The 22383-nt window shown below is 70.0% G+C and carries 18 protein-coding genes; 7 read left to right on the top strand and 11 right to left on the bottom strand.

Features of this window, described 5'->3' with window-relative positions; all coding sequences use genetic code 11:
* Positions 1–340 precede the first annotated feature (340 nt).
* The 3 genes from galE (at position 341) to ACO2Q0_RS20545 (ending at position 2170) form a co-directional block, all read left to right on the top strand.
* Positions 341–1429 (top strand): UDP-glucose 4-epimerase GalE, encoded by a 1089-nt coding sequence (galE, locus tag ACO2Q0_RS20535; RefSeq protein ID WP_423353384.1) that lies wholly within the window; start codon positions 341–343, stop codon positions 1427–1429.
* Entirely contained in the window at positions 1426–1683 is a 258-nt protein-coding gene (locus ACO2Q0_RS20540; protein ID WP_423353385.1) for a helix-turn-helix domain-containing protein, read from the top strand. The genes galE and ACO2Q0_RS20540 overlap by 4 nt, the downstream gene beginning before the upstream one ends.
* 85 nt (positions 1684–1768) lie before the next feature.
* Positions 1769–2170, top strand: a complete 402-nt coding sequence (locus tag ACO2Q0_RS20545) for a hypothetical protein (RefSeq protein ID WP_423353386.1) — start codon at positions 1769–1771, stop codon at positions 2168–2170.
* A 128-nt stretch (positions 2171–2298) separates the two neighbouring features.
* Here ACO2Q0_RS20545 and ACO2Q0_RS20550 read toward each other — a convergent pair whose 3' ends face one another.
* From ACO2Q0_RS20550 to ACO2Q0_RS20565, 4 genes are all read right to left on the bottom strand, one after another.
* Complete coding sequence (locus ACO2Q0_RS20550; RefSeq protein WP_423353387.1) at positions 2299–7029, bottom strand: glycosyltransferase; 4731 nt, start codon at positions 7027–7029, stop codon at positions 2299–2301.
* 142 nt (positions 7030–7171) lie between these two features.
* On the bottom strand, positions 7172–7336 hold the full coding sequence (locus ACO2Q0_RS20555; protein WP_423353388.1) for a hypothetical protein: 165 nt from the start codon (positions 7334–7336) through the stop codon (positions 7172–7174).
* A 1270-nt stretch (positions 7337–8606) separates the two neighbouring features.
* Positions 8607–11297 carry an AMP-binding protein gene (locus ACO2Q0_RS20560; protein ID WP_423353389.1) on the bottom strand — a complete coding sequence of 897 codons (2691 nt, stop codon included), beginning with the start codon at positions 11295–11297 and terminating at the stop codon, positions 8607–8609.
* A gap of 186 nt (positions 11298–11483) precedes the next feature.
* Positions 11484–12440: a diguanylate cyclase gene (locus tag ACO2Q0_RS20565; protein WP_423353390.1), complete on the bottom strand. Its 957-nt coding sequence runs from the start codon at positions 12438–12440 to the stop codon at positions 11484–11486.
* Positions 12441–13149: 709 nt separating this feature from the next.
* On the opposite strand from ACO2Q0_RS20565, the gene ACO2Q0_RS20570 reads away from it, so the two are divergent.
* Entirely contained in the window at positions 13150–13299 is a 150-nt protein-coding gene (locus ACO2Q0_RS20570; RefSeq protein WP_423353391.1) for a hypothetical protein, read from the top strand.
* Between the two features lie 87 nt (positions 13300–13386).
* On the top strand, positions 13387–13599 hold the full coding sequence (locus tag ACO2Q0_RS20575; RefSeq protein ID WP_423353392.1) for a hypothetical protein: 213 nt from the start codon (positions 13387–13389) through the stop codon (positions 13597–13599).
* Positions 13600–13979: 380 nt separating this feature from the next.
* On the opposite strand, the gene ACO2Q0_RS20580 is transcribed toward ACO2Q0_RS20575, so the two are convergent.
* From ACO2Q0_RS20580 to ACO2Q0_RS20610, 7 genes are all read right to left on the bottom strand, one after another.
* A complete protein-coding gene (locus ACO2Q0_RS20580) occupies positions 13980–14243 on the bottom strand; it encodes a hypothetical protein (RefSeq protein ID WP_423353393.1) in 264 nt (87 codons plus the stop codon).
* Entirely contained in the window at positions 14240–14713 is a 474-nt protein-coding gene (locus ACO2Q0_RS20585) for a lytic transglycosylase domain-containing protein (RefSeq protein WP_423353394.1), read from the bottom strand. Before ACO2Q0_RS20585 ends, ACO2Q0_RS20580 begins: the two co-directional genes overlap by 4 nt.
* A 313-nt stretch (positions 14714–15026) precedes the next feature.
* A complete protein-coding gene (locus ACO2Q0_RS20590; protein ID WP_423353395.1) occupies positions 15027–16322 on the bottom strand; it encodes a type II toxin-antitoxin system HipA family toxin in 1296 nt (431 codons plus the stop codon).
* A complete protein-coding gene (locus tag ACO2Q0_RS20595; protein ID WP_423353396.1) occupies positions 16319–16552 on the bottom strand; it encodes a helix-turn-helix transcriptional regulator in 234 nt (77 codons plus the stop codon). The genes ACO2Q0_RS20590 and ACO2Q0_RS20595 overlap by 4 nt, the downstream gene beginning before the upstream one ends.
* Positions 16553–16597: 45 nt before the next feature.
* Positions 16598–16798 (bottom strand): hypothetical protein, encoded by a 201-nt coding sequence (locus tag ACO2Q0_RS20600; protein ID WP_423353397.1) that lies wholly within the window; start codon positions 16796–16798, stop codon positions 16598–16600.
* 65 nt (positions 16799–16863) lie between these two features.
* Positions 16864–17817: a P-type conjugative transfer ATPase TrbB gene (gene trbB / locus ACO2Q0_RS20605; RefSeq protein ID WP_423353398.1), complete on the bottom strand. Its 954-nt coding sequence runs from the start codon at positions 17815–17817 to the stop codon at positions 16864–16866.
* On the bottom strand, positions 17814–18296 hold the full coding sequence (locus ACO2Q0_RS20610; protein ID WP_423353399.1) for a hypothetical protein: 483 nt from the start codon (positions 18294–18296) through the stop codon (positions 17814–17816). The genes trbB and ACO2Q0_RS20610 overlap by 4 nt, the downstream gene beginning before the upstream one ends.
* A gap of 69 nt (positions 18297–18365) precedes the next feature.
* On the opposite strand from ACO2Q0_RS20610, the gene ACO2Q0_RS20615 reads away from it, so the two are divergent.
* On the top strand, positions 18366–19196 hold the full coding sequence (locus ACO2Q0_RS20615; protein ID WP_423353400.1) for a FecR family protein: 831 nt from the start codon (positions 18366–18368) through the stop codon (positions 19194–19196).
* A 118-nt stretch (positions 19197–19314) separates the two neighbouring features.
* A complete protein-coding gene (locus tag ACO2Q0_RS20620; protein ID WP_423353401.1) occupies positions 19315–22377 on the top strand; it encodes a TonB-dependent receptor in 3063 nt (1020 codons plus the stop codon).
* Positions 22378–22383 lie beyond the last annotated feature (6 nt).

The following is a 22383-nucleotide window of genomic DNA, read 5'->3' on the forward strand; positions in this document are numbered from 1 at the left end:
TATTCTGGGGGTCGCTCGCGCTGGTCGTCGGCCTGGTGGTTGGCGTGCGCCTCATCGCGGCGATTCGACGCTAACGGAAACGTCATACCTCGGTGATATACGCGCCGCTGAGGAACCCGGACCCATCGAACCCTCGGTTCCTGACCCTGCTTGACCCCCGGCGCCCCCGCCGGGGGTTCTTTTCGTCTTCAGGGCGGTCGGCGACGTTCGCCGTCGCCGCGGCCGGATCGGGGTTGGCGCCCGCGCCCGCTTCGCCATAAGCCACGATCATCATCTACGCGTTCGGCCTGCTGCAGCCGCTCGTCGACGCAGCGATCGGAGGCTGCAGCAAGGAGGGCAGATGGATCGGGGATCGAAGCCCGCCGTCCTCGTGACGGGCGGGGCCGGCTATATCGGCGCACATACGGCGAAGGCTCTGAGCGAGCGGGGCTTCTTCCCCGTGGTCTTCGACAGTCTGAGTTCCGGCTTCCGCGAGGCCGTGCGCTGGGGCGCGTTCGTCCATGGCGACATCCGCGACGCCCGCGCCGTGGCCGAGGCGCTGGACGAGTACGGCGCCAAGTCCGTGATCCACTTCGCCGGCCTGATCGAGGTCGGGCGTTCGGTGGTGCAGCCCGACCTGTTCTGGGAAATCAACGTCGCGGGCACGACCAGCCTGCTGACCGCCATGCGCGAGCGCGGCGTGGAGCGGATGGTCTTCTCGTCCAGCGCGGCCGTCTACGGCCAGGGCGGCCGCGGGGCGCTGGAGACGATCCCCGAGGATGCGGTGAAGGCGCCCTCCAGCCCGTACGGCGACACCAAGCTGGCCTGCGAGTGGATGATCCAGGCGCAGTGCAAGGCCTATGGGCTGAGCGCCGTGGCGCTCCGCTACTTCAACGCCGCGGGCGCGGACGCCTCGGGGCTGATCGGCGAGGCGCACGAGCCGGAGACCCACCTGATCCCGCTGGCCATCGCCGCGGCCCTGGGCGACGGCAAGCCGCTGACGGTGTTCGGCGACGACTTCGACACGCCCGACGGCACCTGCCTGCGCGACTACATCCATGTGAACGACCTGGCCGCGGCGCACGTCGCGGCGCTGGAGGTCGAACTGCCCGCCGGCGCCTACGAGGCGGTCAACGTCGGAACGGGCCAGGGCGCCTCCGTGCGCGAGGTGGTGGAGGCCGTTGGCCGCGCCGCCGGCCGGCCCGTGCCGCACAGCGTCGGCGCAAGGCGCGCCGGCGACCCGCCGAGCCTCGTGGCCAACGCCTCGCGGGCCCGGGACCTGCTGGGCTGGGAGCCCAAGTGTTCGGACCTCGACCGCATCGTCGCCGATGCCATGCGCTGGGAAGCACAGCCCGCGTACGGCTCCGGCCGCCGCGCCACCAGCCGACCTGCGACAAGCCCGGTCAGGGGCGAGGCTCCGCGCCTCGCGGCCGAGGGGCGCGGCGGATGACCGGGCGGCGGACATCGCGCGTCGGTCAGATGCAGATTCATCTTCGCGCTTGGCGTGAGTTGCGGTTGCTGACGCAGCAGGAGCTCGCGCAGGCCGCCTCGACCTCGCCGGCCATGATCAGTCGCCTCGAACACGGGACCGCGCGCCCTTCGCCCGACCTGCTGGCTCGCCTCGCCACCGCGCTGGAGCTGCCCGCGTCGGAGTTGCTCCACCAGGATCCGGGCGTCGGCGGCCACGGCCTCCCTGAACGATGAAGCGCTCCTACGACGCCGCCAAGACCGCACGGCCGCCTTGCTTGGCCGGCGGCGGAGCAAGGCGGGGGCGGAAGGGAATGACGTGATGCCCAGGTGGATGGTGTGGAGCTGGCGCCTGGCGCTCGGCGCGGTGCTCCTGGTCGCCTTCGTCGGCGCCACCGACGCCAACGAGCGATGGGCGGCCCTGCAGCTGAAGCCCGACCAGGTGAACCACGGCCTGCTGTCCTTCGCTCTCACCTTCCTGCTGCTTGCGTCGTTTCGACGTGCGAAGGCGTGGCAGGTGGCGCTGGTTGTTCTCGCCGCCGGCTTCGGCCTCGAGGGTCTGCAGGCGTTCGGCTACTTCGCCGGCGACGCCCAGCTGAAGGATCTGGTCTCCGACATGGTCGGCGTCGCATTCGCAGCCTTGCCGGTGGCGGTCGGTCGCAGTCAAGGACGGCGGGCCGCGCAGGACAGCGTCGTCCCGCCAGACCCCGCAACGCGTCGGTGACGCCGTCCTGAGACGCCGAGGTCGGGGCAACGCCTTACGGCACGACCGATCCGGCGTCGTCGCGTGCGACGACGCCTCGCGCGGCGAGGGCCATGGCTTGGCTCGAGCGCCGCCGCCGCCGCTGGGCGTCAGACGGGCGCGTCCGTTAACAGGCCGTCGAGGGAGGCGCGAGCGCGGGCGCGAGCGTCGGGATCGGGCGCGATCTCCAGGGCGGCGGCAAGATCCTCCCGCGCAGCGCCAGGCCGCCCCAGCTTCGCTCGCGCCTGCGCCCGATTGAAGCGGCTCCAGAAGGGATCGAAGCCGTTCGCCAGAGCCTCGCCGTACATCTGCTCGGCGCGGTCCAGGTCGCGATGCAGGATCTGCAGCGCTTCGGCGGCAAGGTAGAGCATGGCCGCCGAGGTTTCGTCGGCCGCCAGCGCCAGATCCGCCAGCTGCAGGGCCTGTTCTATGGCTCCTGCATGGAAGGCGGACCAGGCGAGACGCTGGACGGCGTCCAGGATCGTCCTCATCTCCTCGGACGTGGACACCGCGAGGGCGAGGAACAGGGTGTCGGGCGCGCGGACGAGATGCTCGGCGAGCGCCTCGTCCTCTAGGACCAGGAGCCGGGTTCGCGCAAGGCGGCGCCGGTCGCAGGGCGACCGCTCGGCGGCGTGCAGCGCCTTCCGCACTCCCGCGGGCGCGTCGCCGGTGAGCCGGCCATACTCGGCGCGCGCGTAGGCGAGGATGCCGGCGGCGGACCGGCGGGCCGGCAAGCGCAGGCCGACCCCCGCCGTCGCGGCGCTGCGCAGCGCGACGTCCATCAGCAACGCTGCGGCCTCGCGATCCTCGCCGGCGGATCGCTCCCAGGCTGACGCCAGCGCCAGCACATGGTGGGGCCTCGCCGGCGCGCCGCGCTCGCCAATCCGCAGAAGAGCGGGCGTGAACGCAAGAAGGCGGCCGAGAGGTTCACCGCGCTCAACGCGTGCGGCGAGCGCCCGAAACAGGGCGAGTCCTCGACCCTGTTCGGCGAGGCGCCCGATCTGTTCGATGTCCAGATTCTCAAGGTCAAGGCCGGCGTCGGCGAGCCGCTGCTCCAGGTCGGCCGTGGCGGCGCCCTGCCCCGCCGCCTCCAGCTGATCCCGTTCGTCGAGCACGGGACTGAGGACGTGCTCGCGGTCAGCGGAACGCCGGGCCAGGCGAGCCGCACCCAAGCGCAGCTCCAGCTCGCGGTTGGACATGGGCGCACCGTCTCTCTGCGCCGCCAGGGCGTCGGCCGCCCGACGCTGACACCAGTAGGGGTCATAGCCGTCCGCCTCGGCCTGCCGGTAGGCTGCTTCGGCCTCGAGGTGGGCGCCGCGTCCGCTCAGGTGCTCCCCGAGCAGGTACCGCATGTCGCCGAGCGCCGGCTCGAGCGTCAGCGTCCGGCGCAACTCATCACCCGCCCCGCTGATGCCACCGGCGTTGTAGATCGCCCAGAGGCGTTGCCGCAGACCATCCAGCGCCGCGCGCCGGGTCCCGTCTGGCGCCGCAGGGTCCTGGAGGATGGCGTTCAGTTTCTTGAGGCCCTCCGCGCCGTCGCCGCGCAACAGCAGAAGCCGGCCCTGCTGCACGAGGCACCACTGCGCCTCGTAGCCGAGCTCGGCGGCCCGTTCGTAGTGCGAAAGGGCGATCTCCGGATCCTGTCCGCTGAGCCGGGCGCACTCCGCCAGGATATAATGGGCAGCCGCCGCGGCCGGCGCCGCCTCGAGCGCGTCTCGAGCGATTTCGGCCGCGGTCGACAAATCCTGAGCCTGAAATGCGGCCCAGGCCAGCTGCTGCAGCCCGTCGGCGACCACCGCGCGCTGCTCGCCGTCAGCCAGCGCCTGCGCCATGCCGAAGGCGCGCCGCGCGTCCTGGATCTGGCCGCGGCGCCCCTGAAGGACGCCCACCAGGCGCCAGGACCAGAAGGGGTCGAAGCCGAGGTCGACCGCCCGGCTCGCCCAATCCGCCGCCGCGTCCAAATCCTCCGCGCCGGCCTCGAACTCGATCAGGCTCGCCAGGTAGTAATAGTCTCCGGCCGCCTTCTCCGGCCAGGTCGTGATGACCTCGCGGGCGAGCGCCAGCGCCCATTGCCGCTCGCCGGCGTGGAAGGCGCGCCAGAGACGATCTCGGATGCGGAACTCCTCGCCGGTCAAGACGATGTGGCTGGCGGCAAGTTGCGCCGCCTGCGCGCGCAGGCGTGCGGCCGCGCCCTCCTCGCTGGCCAGCTCGGCCTGGGTCAGCAACACCTCCACCGGGTCTGCGCCTGCGCTCAGCGCCTTGCGCAGCTCGCGCGCGGCGTCGCGCGGTCGCGTCGAGCCAGGTCTCATGACTGAGCGCGCGCGTTGCAGCAGCAGGTCCGGGTGTGTCGGCGCGACCGCCAGCAGCGCCGTCAGCAGCGCGTCGGCCGTGGCTGTCAGCCGGTGGGTCGCCGCCGCGCGCACCGCCTCGAGGCCGAGTTGGACCCAGCGTTCGACGTACGGCGGCGGGGCGGCGCGCGGCGGCCGCGTTCCGGGCAGCCAATCCAGGTAACGGTCGAGCTTGCTGCGGACATCGAAACTCGGCGCCCCCGCCTGCGCGGCGGCGCGCAGCTGCGCCTGCGCGGTGGGATCGTCCAGATACGAGAGAATCAAGGCCGGCCAGCGCTCGAGGTCGTTCTCGATCAGGCAGGCAGCCTGGGCGGCCTGCGGCACGCCGCGCACGCCAAGGGCAGTGCTCATCAACGGTGCGCCAGACGCCAAGGCGTCCACCGCCTTCACGGACGCGCCGGTGCCTGCGGCCATCGGAGCCAGGACGAGGGCCGCCGTCTGGTACAGCAGGCGCAAGGTGAGCTCGTCCACCCGCCCAAGCGCCGTGAAGGCGCCGCTGGTCTCGGGCTCGGCGCAAGCGCCGACGACGATGATGCGGGCTGCGCCCTCCAGCTGTGGGGCCATGGCCCGCAGCGCCTGGGCGGCCTGCTGGTTGGGACCGTAGCGACTGCCGACGAACAGCAGCAGCGGAAGATCGTCCGGGGGCAGGCTGCAGAGCGCATCCACCAGCGGCCGGACGTCCGCGGGAAGCGGTCTCAAGGCGGCGGTGTCGAGGCCCACCTCGATCGCTTCAGCCGGCGCCCCCCAGGCCGTGAGCCGCTGGGCGTCCTCGACGCTGAGCGTGGCGACGTGGTCTGCCGCCTTGAGCCCGTCGAGCTCCATGCGTCGTGTCGCCCACCGCAGCCACGCCGGGGAATGCTTCACCTGGTCGGAGAGGATGTCGTGCGCCGTCACCACCCAAGGGCGGCCGTGGCGGCGGGCCGCGTCCGCCACGAGCGGCGCCCAGAACGGATACTCGACGAACACGATGTCGGAGCTGCGGACGAGGTGATCGATCCGCTCCGCGAGCGCGGGGTCGTGCGCCGCAGCATCGGCGAGCCGCAGATAGATGTCTTCGTCGTTCTTCGCGCCGAGCGCCGCCGACCGCCGCATCTGCGCCTGCCGCGCCGGATCGGCGCTCGCCCGCTCAAGGACGGGAACAGCTTCCCAGAGGACGTTGCCCCGACGGATCGGCGGGTGCCGGGTGTCCTGGAGGACCCGGACCTCAGCGGCGCTTTCGGCCAGGACATCGATGAGGCTGTTCACGCGCTGGCTCGCGCCACTGCTCCGCTGCAGCCCGTCGCCCCAGGGGTAGAGCACCGCCGCGTGCAGCTTGCGCGCGCGGGGTCGATCCGCCGCGCCGTCGATCAGGGCGGCCGCGAAGCTCTGCGGATTGTGGGTTGCGACCCAGGAGGGCGCCGCCTCGGCGGCTTGCGCAGCAAGCCGCCCGTAGTCGTCAGCGCAGTCGACCAACGCCTTGGCGAGCGCGGTCGCGTCGCGATCTGGCGCCACCCGCCCGGCGCCCGTCGCCTCGACCTGATCGCTCATCCAGGTGTCCGCGGTGCAGATCACGGGCTTGGCCGCGGCCAGGGCTTCGAGCAGGACCCCGGACGTCCGCGCTTCATAGATCGCGCGCCAATAGGGCAAGGCGACGATGTCGGCGTCCTGCAAGAGGGCGTAATAGGCGTCGCTCTCCAGCGGCGCGTGAAGCAGACATACGTCGGAATGCCCCTCTGCCGCATATTGCGTGATGGCGGGGACAAGCAGCGGCGTCGGATCGTTGACCTGGAACGTGAAGCGGAATCGATCCTGATCGCCGCGCAGTTTCAGGATGCGCACGGCGTTGAATAGGTCGAGCAGGCCTTTCTCGTCCCGCGCGTTGCCGAGGCTGACCACATGCAGCGGTCGGCCCTCCGGTCCGGCGGCTGCGGCCGCTCTCAGCCGCCCTGTGTGAGGGATCGGCAGCACCTCCACCGGCAGGCCGTACAATCTTTCGAACTGGTCGGCGAGGCGGCCGCTGTCCGATGCGAGCCGGACACGCACGCCCCGGCCGATCGCCGCCCGCAGGCGCTTGGCGGCCTCGTCAGACAAGGGGTGGTCGTAGTGCGCCGGCTCGTAGCGGAGGAGCAGCACCAACTGCCCGCGCCCGGCGGCCATCCGCTCGGCATAGCCTGCGAACCCGAAGAACTGCCGCCGCGTGATCATGTGTCCGAAGACGATGTCGTCGGGCCCGAGCGCCGCCGGCGGCGCCGCCGCGGCAAGCTCGGACAGGAAGACAGCGTTGGCCGCAGCCGTCGGGTCCTCCGCCGCCGGCGTCCCCCAGATATCGTGGCTAAAGGTAGGTCGGACGGCCAACTGCGCGGCGATCAGGTCGCTGGCGCTGCGATGGCCAAGGCACACGCCGACGTAGCCGCGGGCGGCCGCACCCTCAAGCGTCGCCGCGTCGTACTCGAAATGATGGCCTACGAAGTCCTTGAGCGATGGATCGACGATCCACAGTCGCTTTACCGTCACCGCTGCCCCCGCCCTGTGCGACTGAGGCCGGTGCGCGCCGGCCGCAGCACCCAGGCCTTAGCATGCCCGGAAGCATAACGCCGTGCGTCTTTTGTACGCTGAAGGCGTTGCAGGCGACGCTGCTTCCAGGGCGGGCAGCCTGCTAGGCGGTGGTTCCCGCCAGGCGCTCCAGCGTCTTGGCGTGCAGCCGCCACGAGGAAACCTGCGGCACATAGAGACGGCCGCCGCCTTCCAGGGCCAACACGTCGAGCCGGATGAGGCCGCTGCGCGGCCGCCTGGTGGGAGAGGAGCTGCGAAAGGGTGTCATGATATTCCCTCGGCGTTCATCACGGCGAACTCCGAGGTCCAACAGCGGTTCCCACGTAGCGCGGCCTTGCCCCGGATCGACACCTCTGTCGTCTGCTGAAGGCGCAACAACCTTGCGTGTCCAAGCCGCCCGCAGACGATCGGACATCAGGTGAGTAACGAGGAGCGGCTCCACCTCCGCCGCCGCTGGGCAGGCCCATAACGGAGGCCGACGACGGGCGCACCTTGAGGTCGCCGGGGGGCTTACCCGCCGCTGCTGCGGGATCTCGCTCATGTGCGCCCTGGGTTTGGCCAAGGACCGACGGATGCAGTCCGCGGCGCGCCGCGCGACGGCGGACGACGCCCCTGGCCGAACCCGCAGCTCCGTCTCCGACTGCGCCGAGATCCTGCTCGATACGCCTTGGAAGCGGCCGCCCCCGCTCGACCCACCGCAGCTCTACTTTGGCGAGCGCCTACTCCGGCGACGCATCTCTGAGTGGAACCTTGGGTCGGGCGGCGCATTTCGTGGCTGCAGGCGTCGGCTCCGAGACGAGGCCCAGCATCGGAAGAAGCGTCCCGGCGGTGACCAGACGCCGGGACGCGATCCAAGGTCGAAGTGAGCCGGCTAAGCCAAGGCCACGCCGAGCCGACCTCTCAATGACGCTCCCCGACGTGCCGCTGAGCTTCCGGCGGCAGGCCGCCAAGCCGGGCCGACGACACCGTCGACGTCTGGCGCTCGAAGCGCCGCGGTCGCAAGCTTCGCGATCGACCTCGGGCAGATGCTCGGTGATGACGGGCGATCGAGGCTATCCGACAACCAGCTCAGAAGACGAGCAAGGCCAAGGCGCCCCCGCCCGGGCTGCGAGGCGGCGCTCCGCAAACAGCACGCGCCCTCAGGGTCTATCAGGGGCTGACGGGCGCACGTTGCAGGGACGGCGTTGGATTTTCCGCCGCGCGGGGGGCTCGCCGAAGCCGCATCGGATCGCGCGCCTGTCGCTGGAGACTGAAGCCTTGCCCCACCGTCCTGCTGTCGGCGGGCGAGGGGCGCTGCCGCCCCACTCAGGCGCCCAGACCGCTCTCAAGCCCGCCACGGCGCCTTCGGGGTTGGCGCCTGGTCTGCGAGCCGCTCATGTCATGGGCATGGCGGATCGATCCGTCGCCGCGCTGCAGCAAGCCCGTGAGGGCACAGCTTTAACCGCTTAGATGACGTGGGGACGCGGCTTGCGGACGCCGCCATATCGACCTCCATCGTCGCTCCGGTGGAGGTCGATCCCCACCAGGCCTTCGCCAACTCATGGCCGCGGGCCGGGCGGCGGCGGCAGGCCCGCCGGGAGATTCTTGTACCAGAGGGGTCCCCATCCGGCGCCCATCGCCTGGAAGACCGGCTTGTCCGTCTCCACATCACCCCAGCTGCCGAGCTGTACGATACAGTCGCAACCCGCCGGGGCGCTTAGGTCGGGGATGTGCACGAGTGTTCGGCCGCGCGCCGCCGCCGCGGCGGCGAGATACGGCGCGCTGGATGGTCGCCCTTGGACGCCGATGACGTTGAAATGACGCAGGACATAATCGAGCAGCTGGACGTTCACTAGCCAGGAACACCAGTGCGGCTGGTCGGCGAAGGAGACCTGGCTCTCGCCCGCGAGACGGCGGCGTCGCGGCTGCAGCGCCCGCAGGATGCTGTCGGTCAGCTGCTGGGCGAAGGCGTCCCGATCGATCCCGTCGAAATCCCAGCCATGGATCGCGCGTGTCGAACCATGACCCTGCACCTCCCAGCCCGCTGTCACGGGGCTGAAGGCGTCGGAATAGGCGATGCGAACAGCCGGGGTCTGCAGGTAATCGCAAAGGTCAGCGAGATCCTGCGCAGCGGTGGCGACGAGGGCGTGACCCGGCGCGAGGTCGCATGCGAGGCGATGATGCTGAGCGCTGTAGCCGGCCCACCGCAGACCTAGGAGATCCGCCTCGGCCCGCGGGCGGAACTGATGGCTCAGGCGCGGATAGGCCATGTCGTTCTCGGAGCCCGGCCAGAAGAGCGTGACCGCGTCGTCGATCAGCAGCAAGTCGGCGTTCCGGATCGTGGCCAGCGCCGCTTCAAGATCGGCGTATTTCGAGACGTCCGGGTCTCGGGCCCGGAAATAATCCGAAAAGACCAGGTCGGAGAGCAGCACCCCGGGCGGCGGCGCGCAAACATGCTGCACTTGGAGGTGGTGGAAGCGCGACAGGCGCGCCAAGGCCTCGCCGGCCAGCGCCTGCAGCGGATTAGCGTCGCACAATGAGACGACGCGCAGATCCGGTGCAGTCGCTTCGTCGGTCGCCGCGTCGGTCGCCGGCGTCAGCAAGTCCGAGAGTGACGCCCCGCGGGCAATCGCCCGCTCAATGCGAGCTCCCCCTACGTCCCCACGCAGCTCAAGCACAAGGTTCACCCGACCCAGCGAGTCCAGCTGGTCACGGATCGGCTGCGACCAGTCGAGCCCCGGGAACAGCTCGCGCAAGGCCTCCGTCCGGCGCTGGCTCGTATGCGACCGTCCCGCGGTGCGGGCGCGCCAGTGCGCCAATGTGAGCGGACGATTGATCTTGCCCGAGGAGGTTTTGGTGATGAACCGGGGGGGAACGAACCTCACCTGCGTGGTCTCGACGCCACTCGCAGTCGCCAACTCCGCTCGCGCCTCGCCGTCGCGATCGCGTCGCCAGAACGCCGGGTCTTCAACGAGCACCAAGGGCCGGTCCGTGCCGAGGGCGGGATCGGGCTCAGCGAGGCTGGCGATCCGTCCGGCCGCTTGCGGCAATCGCTCGGCCAGGCGCGCATCCATATCGCTCAGCAGGAATTTGCGGCCGGCGACATTGGCCAGGTCCCGGGCGCGCCCTCGCAGGTAGACCTCGCCGTCGAGGATGACGCCCAGGTCGCCGGTGGCGAAGAACCCGTCCTCATCGCGGTCCAAGGGTCGGTCGAGATAGCCCTCGAGCGCATAGGGGCTGCGGACGTGCAAGGCGCCCTCGACCGCCTTGATCTCCACGCCCGGGATGGGTCGACCGCAGCTCACCACCCGCTCCCCGTCGATCTCCCGCACCTCGGGCGCAGCGGCCTCACTCACGGCGAAGATCGCCTCGGCCATGCCCCAGCAGTTGCGGATTCGCGCCCAGGGCGTCGCCGTGCGCTCGCAGAACCGACGGAGCGTGGCCTCTCGCGTGGGCTCCGAGCAGGAGATCCAGCGCTTGACCCTCGTCGTTGCGCCGGGCGCATCGGCCATGACCTCGAAGGCGAAGTTCGGCATGTAGCAAACGGCCTCGCCATGCCGGCGCAGGAGCCGCCAGAGAAGCTGAGGTTTCCGGACCCAATCGACCGGATCGAGCAGCGCGACCTGCGCGCCGGCGGCCAGCGGGGCGAGAAACGCCGCGACGAACCCCATGTCGTGGTAGAGCGGCAACCAGGAAACGACCGTGTCGCGCTCCGAGAGCTCCGTGACCTGGCCGTAGGCCTCGAGGTGTCGACGCACCAGCTCGAGGTCAAACCGCATCGGCTTGCGGTGACCGGTGGTGCCCGAACTCATCTGCAGCACGGCGCCGGCCTGGGGAACGGCGAGATCGCGGGCCGGTCCCAGGGGCAAGCTCCACAGGTCAATCTGCGGCGCGCCGGGGTCCGGGTGCCGGCAGGCCGGCTCGGCGCAAAGCAGAAGCGACAGACCCGCGCTGCGAACCGCTTCGGCGATCTCGGCTTCCCAGTAGCTGCGTGAGAGCTTCTCGGTTGGAAACTGCAGGAACATCGGCTCGCCGCCGGCGGCGAGGACCGCGAACCATGCCTCGACGGTCTCAGGTCGGGTTCGGCCGATCACGCCGACGCGGCACCCGGCCGAGCTGGACAACAACGGCAGGATGGCGCTGAAGACCCGCCCATGGAACGCCAGCGGCTGCGCGTCGGGACCATAGAAGATCAGCCGGCCGCCCAGCGGCTTCGGCCCCGCGAACCAACCTGCGAATCGGCTCTGCATCGCGCGTCCTCCCCGCCTGACTAGGCCACAGACGCTCGGCCGCGGCCAAGTCCGCGGCGCGGCTGCCGCTGGCGCCGCGGCATCGGTGCGCGGCAGGCGGTCCGAGCGGGTGACCCGAACCCGAGCACCGCTCCGCCCCGCGAAGCCTGCGCGGCGCCTTGCGTCGAGAGCCGTTCGAAGCGGCCGTTAGACGCTGTGGTTCAACACGCAGCGATTGCGCCCGGTGCGCTTGGCCGCATAGAGCGCGATGTCAGCCTTCGCGAGCCATGCCTCGCCGCTGCTGAGATCGGCGGTAGCCATGGCCACGCCGAAGCTGGCGGTGACGCTCAAGGGAGGCTCATGCGGGATGACCAGCGCCGCAATGGCCGCGCGCAGTTCTTCGGCCACCCGCATCGCGCAGTCGCCCTGGTTGAGAACCACCCCGAATTCCTCGCCACCGATGCGGCCGACCAAGCCACGACCGCTAAGCACCGCGCGGCATTGCTCGGCCACGGCCCGCAAAACCAGGTCGCCGGCTGGATGTCCGAACGTGTCGTTGATCGCCTTGAAGTGATCGATGTCCAGCAGCAACAGGGCGCCGCCGCCGGCCTGGAGCACCCGATCGGCCTCGGCGAGGAAGCCCCTGCGCGTGAGTACGCGGGTCAGATGATCCCGCTGGGCGATCATGCGCAGCTCGAACTCCTCCACGACCAGCGCGGCAAGGTTCTCCAGAACGTCCTGATGCCGCTCGTCGAACGCCCGTGGAACCGTATCGATCGCGCAGAGCGTGCCGATATTGTAGCCGTCCGGGGTCGAGAGCGGCGCCCCCAGATAGCTGCGAATATGCGGCGGGCCGGTCACGAGTGGGTTGCCCGCGAAGCGATCATCCTGGAGCGCGTCGGGCACCATCATCACATCACGCGCGCCGATGGCGTGGGCGCAGAAGGACACGTCCCGCGCCGTCTGATGGGTGTCGAGCCCCTGCTGAGCCTTGAACCACTGGCGGTCGGTGTCCACGAGCGACACGGCCGAGATGGGGACCTGGAGCGCCGATTGAACGATATTGGTGATGCGGTCGAAAGCGGGTTCAGGCAGCGTGTCGAGAAGGTCGTAGCGCCGTAGCGCCGCCAGGCGCGCGGGCTCGTCAGCGAGCTTGTCATCCATAGCGCGGGGCCGTCACCTCAGGGTCGCCGGCGTTGGCGGGGAATCTGAGAGCCAACCTAACCCACGCCTGGGGTCTGGGCGAGTCATGCAGGGACGTAGTCTCCGATCGCATAAATCTTGGGCATGAATTCGATGGGGCCTGATGCGGCGTGGGCTCGTCCCCCACCGGTTTGTCCAACAGCAGGTCGTTATTGATACTGATAAGGCGAGACTTGGTCGGCTTGACGTCTCCGCCGGGGGCGCCACGCCAACGCCGCCTGTCAACAAGATCCTCCGAAGGACCTTTCGCTAGGACGACGTCCTGAAGGTCTGCGGACACGATGCCCTCTCCGCCGAGGTCGCAATTCGACCAACGCTGAGGGGTCGGCTCCGTCGCGCGCATCGCAACGTTGACCTCGGGATATCGCGGCGCACCACCATCAAAGCCCGACGCCTACGATGATCGGCTGGCGACGGCCGCTCTCGCCTAAGAACGGTGGCTTGCCGAGGCGGCCGCTGCATCAAGTGTTCTGCAAGGAGGAGGCGCAAGCCGGACATCATCGCTCCGGGGGCCGCGGCCGGCCCATGAAGATCGTCGACCCATTTCGGGCCGCCTTCCGCCACGCATGTCGCGCCAACCTTCGCCGCGGGCAAAGGACCTTGAACTTCTGCCACGCCTCTGCGTTCCGGGGTTGAGATCGGCGGAGTCCGGTCCGGGGAGGATGCGACGATGGGTGCAGCGGCGGGTCCATCGACCTGGATCGAACGGCTCGGCTACGTGCGATGGGGCCTCGTCGGCGTTATTGGCCTAGATGTACTGCTCTGGGCGGTGATCATCGAGGCGGCGCAACTTGCGGTCGAGCATCGCGTGCTGGGCTGACCCGGTCGGGTCGCGCCCGTTCAACTTCCTGTGGAGAACTCGTTGGGAGGGGTTGGCGGCTCAGCGCGCCCCGGTTGAGGATACAGGATGAGCGATAGGTACGCCGTGCGACCCGACCGAGGAGGCTTCTCCGTGGTCGATCTCTGGACCGGGTTGGTGGCCGAGATCGCGGCGACGCCGCAGCAAGGGCTATCCGCCGCCGACGCTGGACACACGGCGCAGGTGATGAACGAGCGCCTGCAGCGCGACGAACCCTCCGCCGTTCTCCGCCTCGGGCCGCGCGCGGCGCCTCGCGGCTAGGCGCGCCTGCAGCGCAGGCCGCTCGTTCAGCGGTGGAGCGGCGCCAGGTCACCGCCAGCAGCGAGATCGAAGTGGGCCCGCCCTTCCGGTGAGGGCCGTCACCGAGAACGAGTTGCCGGCTCATCGGCTTGCGACGCTGGAAGTCGAAGGTGATCTGGCCCGCCGGCGCCGGCGCCGAGACTTCTTCCACGCCTCGACTTCCCGCGCCTTGCAGGCCACCCCTCCGGCCGAGACCGCGTAGGGCTCGGGAAAGTCGCTGGCCTTCTGGAGCCGCCAGGCCGCGGTGCGGCTGATGCCCACCCGCGGCTGCGCTTGCCTCCAGGAAAGATAGCCGCAGTCGGGCTAATAGGGTTGAAGGTGGTCCGTCCAGTGGATCATGGTCAGGTCTCCGGCTCGCGGCGCGAGCGTCTCAGGTTGGTCTGCTGGGCGTGCGCCCAGGCCCGCAGCGCGCCACGCGGGTACCAGGGCTTCCGCCGGATGTGCTGGCAGGGCGGTCCGTCGCCCCCAACCGACCAGAGCCTCGCCAGCGTGGCCGGCTTCATGCGAATCCTGAACCGGGCGAGGTACGCAGACGCCTCCGCGCGGGTCAGCAGGTCGTCGTCCGCTTCACCCGATCCCGGCGCATCGCAGTCAGGGACCGTCACGGCGCGCGTCCTCCGGCCTGGCATTGGCGTGCGCTGCGCACGCCGCGGCCCGCCGTCAGGGCCAGATAGCAGTCGACAACCGCCTCGACGTAGGCGCGCGTCTCCGCGATCTCCGGAACCCGTCCGAGCCGCCCCACGCGGCCCGGGCCTGCATTGTAGGCGGCGAGCGCCAGGCGCAGATCGCCGAAACGTCGAATCTGGCGCGCGAGGTAGTCGGCGCCGCCCAGTAGATTCTCCTGCGGGTCGAAGCGATCCCGCACGCCGAGGTCGTCGGCCGTCCCGGGCATCAGTTGCGTGAGACCCGCGGCGCCCACCGGCGAGACGGCGGCGGGCCGATAGCCACTTTCCACGATCTGCTGGAGCGGCCCCTCCCAGGGCATGCCGGAGCCGCCTGCCGCCGCCGGTCCAGCGACCAGCAGGGCGCAAGAGGTCACGGCGGCGGAGAAGCCGCACACACGTATCCGGCGCATGTCCGAAGTCCTTGATCTCGCGCCGAAATCGCGCGCTGCAGATCAAAGCAAGCAAATCTCGCCGCGGCCTGTCAACATCACGTCCGTAGCAGGGGCGCGAATATATTCAGCCGACTTCCGGGTGAGTTGCAGGCGCTTCGTAGATTGGGTTTCGCCAGCGGCATAATTCTTGGCGACGACTTAAATCGACTTACGCACGCTTGGCGGCCGCCGGGTCGCTCGGACACGTCATCCAGCAATTCCGTCGGCAGCGGAAGCTCACCCAGACCCGAGCTCGCTCGGCGCGAGCGATCAAGCGCAGTGTGTAAGTCCCCTACCGTCGACGACGTTGCGGGATCGGCCTCGGGAGGCGATTGCCTTCCGCCACCGCCTGCATCGACTTCGCGCGCTCCGTAACGGTCGTGAGAAATCGGCCGATCACTGGTCCGCTGAATCCGCAAGCTGCGACCTCCTCGGCAACCTGAGGGGCTTTTTCGAGCACGCTTGCTGTCAATTTCTGGGCCCGCTGACGCACAAACGGCGCGCCGATGCCGACCTCCTTCGCGAAATCCTCCCAAGTGTCGGGCGTAAACTCTTCCAACATGGAGCGGCGGCCGATCTTCATTGCCAGCTTCGCGTGGACGTCGGGATAGGCCGCCGTGCACATCAGGTCGTAGAGCGGGGCAAGGTCGATCCCGCCCGTAGCGTACAAGAGGCTGAAGTTCTTGCCGTGGGCGTCGGCATTGCCAATCAGCACGTTGAAGATGGCTGCGTCCGCCAAACGCAGGACGGCAGGCGCAGGCAAGACGCAGGCGCGCCGAACAAGATCAAAGCAATCACGGAAGATGGGGCCGCCTTCGGCCGCGTACTTCTTCTCGGGCGCGACGCCGAGGGCCTGGCAGAAGTCTTCCTGATGCAGACGCCGAATAGCGCCGTCGGCGGTGACGTCGCGATCGTAGCGTTCCACGATGAGATAGGTCTTCTCAGCGGTGCGCCTTGGTTCAACGTGCGCTACGCGGAGGCCGACGGCTTTCGCCAGGCGCATGGCGAAAGCTTCGTTTTCGGTTGAGCCCTCGAGACGCGCGACCGCGGGCTTGAGGATGTGCGTGCTGGGTTGTCCCACCGCTGGCAGAGCGACGCGCCCATTGATCATCACGATCGGCAGCTTGGCCTGCGCACCCGCAAGGGAGAGTCGGATGCCTTCTCCGGCCAGCATAGGACGGGCAGGGAGCTTGTTGATCGTCGCCACGAGGGCTTCGTCATCGAGCGCTTCCGATGCTGTGAGGCCCTTGGTGGCTGGTGGGTCTTCTCCGGCCGGCCACAGCGTGAGAGCGCCGGCCACGTCTCCGCCAAGATGTTCGAGAAGGCGAAAGTCGTTCTGCACCGAGACACCCAGCGCATGCGCGGCCGCGTCCCGTTGTCCCTCATCTGGCAACAAGCCGGCGAAGAATGGCCGCGTCTCACGTCGATTGAAGGGCTCCTCGCGCTTCGGGAGCGAGAGGGACAGCGCTGGCTTCGTGGCGTCCGAGATCCAAGCGGGATCGTACTCGAAAGCCAGATCGCCGTGTTCGTCGATCCGTAGGAGACCGGTGAGACGCCCATCCCACCACACGCCAAGGTCCTTGATCATGGCTGGTGCGTTTGGTTGGCGCGGACGACGCGGCTGACGACATCCAGGTCGAGCCCCAGGACGTGGAGGACGGCCAGAACGCGATCAAGCTGAACGGTGTTCTTCCCGCCTTCAAGATCCACGATGAAACGCAGGCCGACTCCCGCGGCCGCAGCCAGTTCAGGCTGGCGCAAGCCCAAGGCGCGTCTTGCTTCCCGGACGGCGTTGCCGATGTCGGTTGGGCTGGACATGCAAATTTCCCGTACGGGTAGTTTGCATAGATTTAAGGCTTCAAGTCAAGAAAATTTCCCGTACGGGTAATTCTGAATCTTGGACCGGCCAAAGCGGCATGAAATTTCCCGAACGGGAAATTTCCGCATCGTGATGCGGGCGGCCGGGGCCGAACCGGCACGAGCCTTCCGTCCAGGCGCCGGCGCAGACGCCGGCAACATCGAGCCGATCACGTTCATCATGATGATGATGCTGAAGACGATCATCTTGGGACGCCGACGTGCGGCCGCTCGCAAACAACCCGGCCGTGATCGCGCTGGTTCGTTTCAGGTCAGGCCACGGGGTCCAGGCGGTATCCGCCGTCGACGAACCCGCTGACCTGAAGGATGGCGTCGACGCTGCGTCCGCCCGGCGTACGCCTTAGGTGGACCAGGACATCCAGAGCCTGGGCGATGGCCCGCCGGGGTGGTTGTGCGACCACTTCCTGGAGCAGGTCCTCGAGGCGCAGGAGCGCTTCGGGGGCGGAATTCGCGTGGATGGTGGAGAGCCCGCCCGGGTGGCCGGTGTTCCAGGCCTTCAGGGTCTCCAGCGCGGCGGCGCCGTCTCGCATCTCGCCGATGACGATGCGGTCCGGGCGCATCCGCAGGGCGTCGCGCACCAGGTCGACGACGCCGATCGGCTTGGGGTGGCGGCGGGTGAGGACGCTGACCCGGTCCCAGGCGGAGCACTGGAGCTCCGGCGTGTCCTCGATCAGGAACACCCGGTCGTCGGTGAAGCCCGGCTCCGCCAGAAGCGCATTGGCCAAGGTGGTCTTGCCCGAACCGGTCCCGCCGCTGATCAGGATGTTGCGGCGGTCCACGACCGCGGAGCGCAGGGCCCGCGCCTGGGCGGGGACGAGCACGTCCTGCGCGACGTAGTCCTCGAGACGCCAGACCACGGGCGGCCGCTTGCGGATTGAAAAGGTCGGCGCCGACGACACCGGCGGCAGGAAGCCCTGGAAGCGCTCGCCGCTGGGCAGCACGCCGGACAGGCGAGGATCCTCCCGCGTCACCGGCTCTCCCACATGCTCCGCCACGAGCCGTATGGCTCGCTCACGTGCGGCTGCGCTCAGGCGCTCGCCTGTGTCGCGTCGGCCGTCGGCGACGTGGTCCACCACCAAGCGGCCGTCAGGATTGGCCAGAACTTCGACGATCTGTGGCTGGACCAGCGCCGAGAGCACCGCGTCTCCGAGCGCATGCCGCAGCGCCTCGAGCTTCCGGCCGGCGGCGACGTCCTCGGCGCTCACAGGTCGACAGCCTCGAAGGTGCGCGCCTCCGGCTCCACCGTCGTGCTCGAGGCCGTCTCGGGCTTCGCGTCCGCCTTGAGGTCCCGCAGCGAAGCGCGGGCTATGCGGGCGATGGTGTCGTCGATGAAGCGGCGCACCCGCACCTCGACCGCGGCCTGGAGCAGCGGGTCCCGATCGGCGGGCCGTTCCGGCAGCACCGTGAACAGTTCGCGCGCGAACTGCGCCATCAGCTCCTGCAGGAAAGTCATGTCCCGAGCCATGGACCGCCCGTGGTCGCGCACCGCCCGCTCCAGGGCGAGCAGGCGGTCCTCGGGATCGCCGGCAAGCCGCCGGGCGAGCCCTCGGGCGATCACCCGCTCGGCCGCGCGGCTGATGGAGCCCCCGCTCGCCGCCGCCTCGTCGGCGAGCGCCTGGGCGACCCGCGCATCCTCGAAATAGACCTGCACCCGCTGGCCGGGCGCGGCGACCTTCCTACTCATGGCGCTCGCGCGCTGAGGGACTTCCACGCCTGGAAGCGGTCCGAGGCGAACGCCGCCGCCTTCCGGCGTGTGGAGGCGGGCTGGCGCGCCGCGGGCACGCTCGTCGGGCATCCCGAGGTGCAGGCGGCGGCGCGAGAGGTGCTGGCGCGGCGTCCGGCGCGGCGCCGACGCGATTGGGGACGGGTCTGGCTGCCGACGACCGTGGCCGGCGTGTTCAGCCTGTTCCTGTTCGGCTGGGCGGACCGCGAGTTCGCGCCAGGTTACCGGACCGGCGTGGGCGAACAGCGGCTGCTGGTGCTGGACGACGGCTCACGGGTGCGGCTGAACACCGACAGCGCCGTGCGGGTGGTGTTCTGGGGCGATACCCGTCGAGTTTACCTGAACCGGGGCCAGGCCTTCTTCGAGGTGGCGCACGATCCGGCGCGGCCGTTCCTGGTGGACGCCGGCGACGCCGAGGTGCGGGCGCTGGGCACGCGGTTCGAGGTGCGGCGGGAGCGGGACGACGTGGCGGTGACCCTCGTCGAGGGCCGCGTGCGGGTCGAGGATGATCGGGGGCACGTGGCCGAACTCGCGCCGAGACAGCAGCTGCGCGTCGGCGAGGGCGGGATCAGTGACGCGCTCCCCGTCGCCAGTGACGCAGTCAGCTGGACCACCGGCCGGCTGGTCTTCCACGACACGCCGCTGGGCGCCGCCGTCGCGGAGGTGAACCGCTATTCGACGCGCAAGCTGGAGCTGCAGGGTGTCGGCCAGCTGGCGGACGAGCCCGTGAGCGGCGTCTTCGACGCCGGTGACGTGGAGGCTTTCGCCGCCGCAGTCGGCCAGGTCTACGGGCTGCGCCGCCTGGAGGGCGCAGGCGACGGGATTCGGCTGGCCCCCGCCGGCCCGGGCTCCGCCGGCTGAATATTTTTCCGAGGGTGTTCGGCGTCTTCTTCCGACTCCACCCCATGACGACGGGATTGGCCGTGTTCGGCCGGGCTGCTGTGGCCCGGCGGGTCCTCACCGTCGCTGTGGGGGAAGCATGATCAAGGGATGGATGGAGCCCGCCGCCGCGCGCCGCCGGCTGCTGCTGGGCGCCGGGCTTGCGGCCCTGCTCGCGGGGGCCGCCCAGGCGCAGACGCTGTACGCCATCGAGATCCAGGCCGGGCCGCTGGACGCGGCGCTGCTGTCGCTGGCCAAGCAGACGGACCAGCAGCTGTTCTTCCCGCGGGAGATGGTGGCGGGCCGGCGCGCGCCGGGCCTGAAGGGCCGCTACACGCCGGAGGCGGCCCTCGCCCAGCTGCTCGGCGCCACGGAGTTGGAGGCCCGTCGCGCCGGACCGCAGGTGCTGGTGGTGCAACGGCGGGGCGCCGAGGCCGCCCAGGCTGCGCCCGCGGAGGCGAACGGCCGCCGCCCTTTCGTCGCCGGTGATGCGGAGCCGCCTGTCGCCTTCGGACCGCAGGACGCCCACGGGGCGGCCGCGACTACTGTCGATACGCTCGAGGTGACCGGCACGCACATCCGTGGCGGGGCCACGGCGTCGCCGGTTCGGCGGGTGGACGCGGCGGAGCTCGCGCGCAGCGGCCACGCGACGGTCGTCGACGCTCTGCGCGCCCTGCCCGAGGTTTACGGGGGCGGGGCGGCCGAAGGCACAGTGAACAACGGCGGTGAGCGCCCGCCGCGCAATCCGGGCTTCGCCACAGCTCTGAACCTGCGGGGCCTGGGGGCCAACGCCACCCTGGTGCTGGTGAACGGACGCCGGGTGGCGCCGTCGGGCACCTTCGGCGACTTCGTGGACGTCTCCACCATTCCCTCAGTCGCGGTGGACCGGGTCGACGTGCTGCTGGACGGCGCATCGGCGCTCTACGGCTCGGACGCGGTGGGCGGCGTCGTCAACTTGGTGCTGAAGCGTCGGATGGACGGCGCCGAGACGCGCCTGATGGCGGGCGTCGGCGCCCGCGGCGAGCCCGCACAGTTCCAGCTGTCGCACATCCTCGGCCGCACCTGGTCGGGTGGTGGCCTGGTGGCGGCTTACGAGGGGCAGCGCCGGGATTGGCTGCCTGGCGACACGCGGGACTTCACCGCCTCGGCCGACCTGCGGCCCTTCGGCGGACCCGACCTGCGGGACACCTTCGCCTTTCCCGGCAACATCCTTGGCGCCGATCCGGTGACCGGCGCGCAGGTCCCGCTATACGGGGTCCCGCCGGGACAAATGGGGGTCGGCCTGCGGCCCTCGGACTTCGTAGCCGGCCGGATCAATCGCGGCGAGGGCCGCGAGGGCATGGACGTGCTGCCGCGGCAGACGCTGCACGCCGTCTATCTGGCGGCCGAGCAGGACCTCGGCGGCGGACTGGAGGTGGAGGGCGACGTGCGCTTCAGCTCGCGCCGCTACAAATCCCACCAGGGACCCGCCTTCGGCAGCTTCACAGTTCGCAGCAACAATCCCTACTTCGTCTCGCCGACCGGCGCCTCCAGCCACGCCTTCGCCTATCTCTTCTCCGGCGACCTTCCAAATCCCCTGGCCTATGGGGCGGCCGAGTCGCTGAACGCCTCCGTTGCGGCTCGCTATCGGCTGCCGCGCGACTGGCAGGCGGAAGCTTATGTCTCGGTCGGCCAGGCGCTCGAGGAGACCCGCAACGGCGGGCTGATCAACACCCTCCTCCTCAACGAAGCGCTGGGCGCGATCGCGGATCGGCCCGACACCGCCTTCAACGTCGCACGCGACGGCTACTTCAACCCCTTCACCGGCGTGCGCGGCGCGAACAGTCCCGCGGTGCTGGCGGCGATCGGCTCAGGCTTCACCAACTCGCGCAGCCGCACGCGCATGGGGGTGGTCAGCCTGCAGGCGGACGGGACCGTCATCGACCTGCCGGCCGGACCGCTGAAGCTGGCCGTCGGCGTACAAGGGCGGCGGGAGGGTCTTCGCCGGCGCGGCGTGAACTACCTGGCCACCGCCGCGCCGACGCCCACCGCCGGCACGGACCTGGAGCGCGACGTCTGGGCGGGCTTCGCGGAACTGCAGGCGCCGCTCGTGTCGCCGGAAATGGCGGTGCCGGGCGTCGCCCGCCTGGAGCTTTCCCTCGCGGGCCGGCTGGAACACTACGAGGGCACCGGCCGCGCGGCCAATCCCAAGGTCGGAGTGCTCTGGGCGCCGAACGAAGACCTGCAGCTGCGGGCCACCTACGGCCGCTCCTTCCGGGCCCCGGCGCTGCGTGAGACCGGCGATCCTGAGCGCTACAATCCGCAGCTCCTGAACCTGGGCGCCGGCCGGCTGCTCACTCTGACGCTCACCGGCGGCAATCCCGACCTTGAGCCGGAGCGGGCGGAGAGCTGGACGGCGGGCCTGGACTGGCGGCCCGTCGCCCTGCCGGGCCTGACGTTGAGCGTCACAGGTTTCGACATCGACTTCCAGGACCGCATCGATCAACCGGTCAGCCGCAATCTCGCCAACGCCCTGCAGGACCCTACGCTGGCGGCGTTCATCACCAGGATCTCGCCGGCGACCAATGCGGCTGACCGGGCGCTGATCCAGGGCTATCTCGACAGCCCGTTCCTCAACACGTTGAGCGGCGTCTTCCGCGCGGAAGACTATGGCGCGATCGCCGAGAACCGCTTCGTCAACACGGCCAAGCTGCGGGTGCGGGGCTTCGACGTCGGCGCTGGCTATGTCACGGACTTGGGCGCAGACCGGCTGGCGCTGCGGGCGAACGCCAGCTACCTCGCCGACTTCATCCAGCAGATCACCCCGGATAGTCCGAGGCTCGACCAGGCCAACGTCGCCAACTTCCCGCCGCGGCTGCGGGCGCGGGCCACGGCGGATTGGACCCGCGGACCGCTCACCCTGGGTCTCGCCTTCAACTGGGTGAACGCCTACCGCGACAGTCTTGGGGTTCGGATCGAGGATCAGCCGACCTTCGACCTGCAGGCGCGGTGGACGGGCCCGGAGGAAGGGCGACTGAAGGGCGTCAGGGCGTTGCTGACCGTGCGCAACGTGCTCGACCGAGACCCGCCCTTCTACGCCAACCCGCTGGGACTCGGTTACGATGCGGCGAGCGGCGACCCTATCGGCCGCTTCGTGTCCCTGCAGCTGACCCGCGCCTGGTGACCGGCC

The organism is Phenylobacterium sp. VNQ135, assembly GCF_049445735.1.
Classification (GTDB): domain Bacteria; phylum Pseudomonadota; class Alphaproteobacteria; order Caulobacterales; family Caulobacteraceae; genus Phenylobacterium.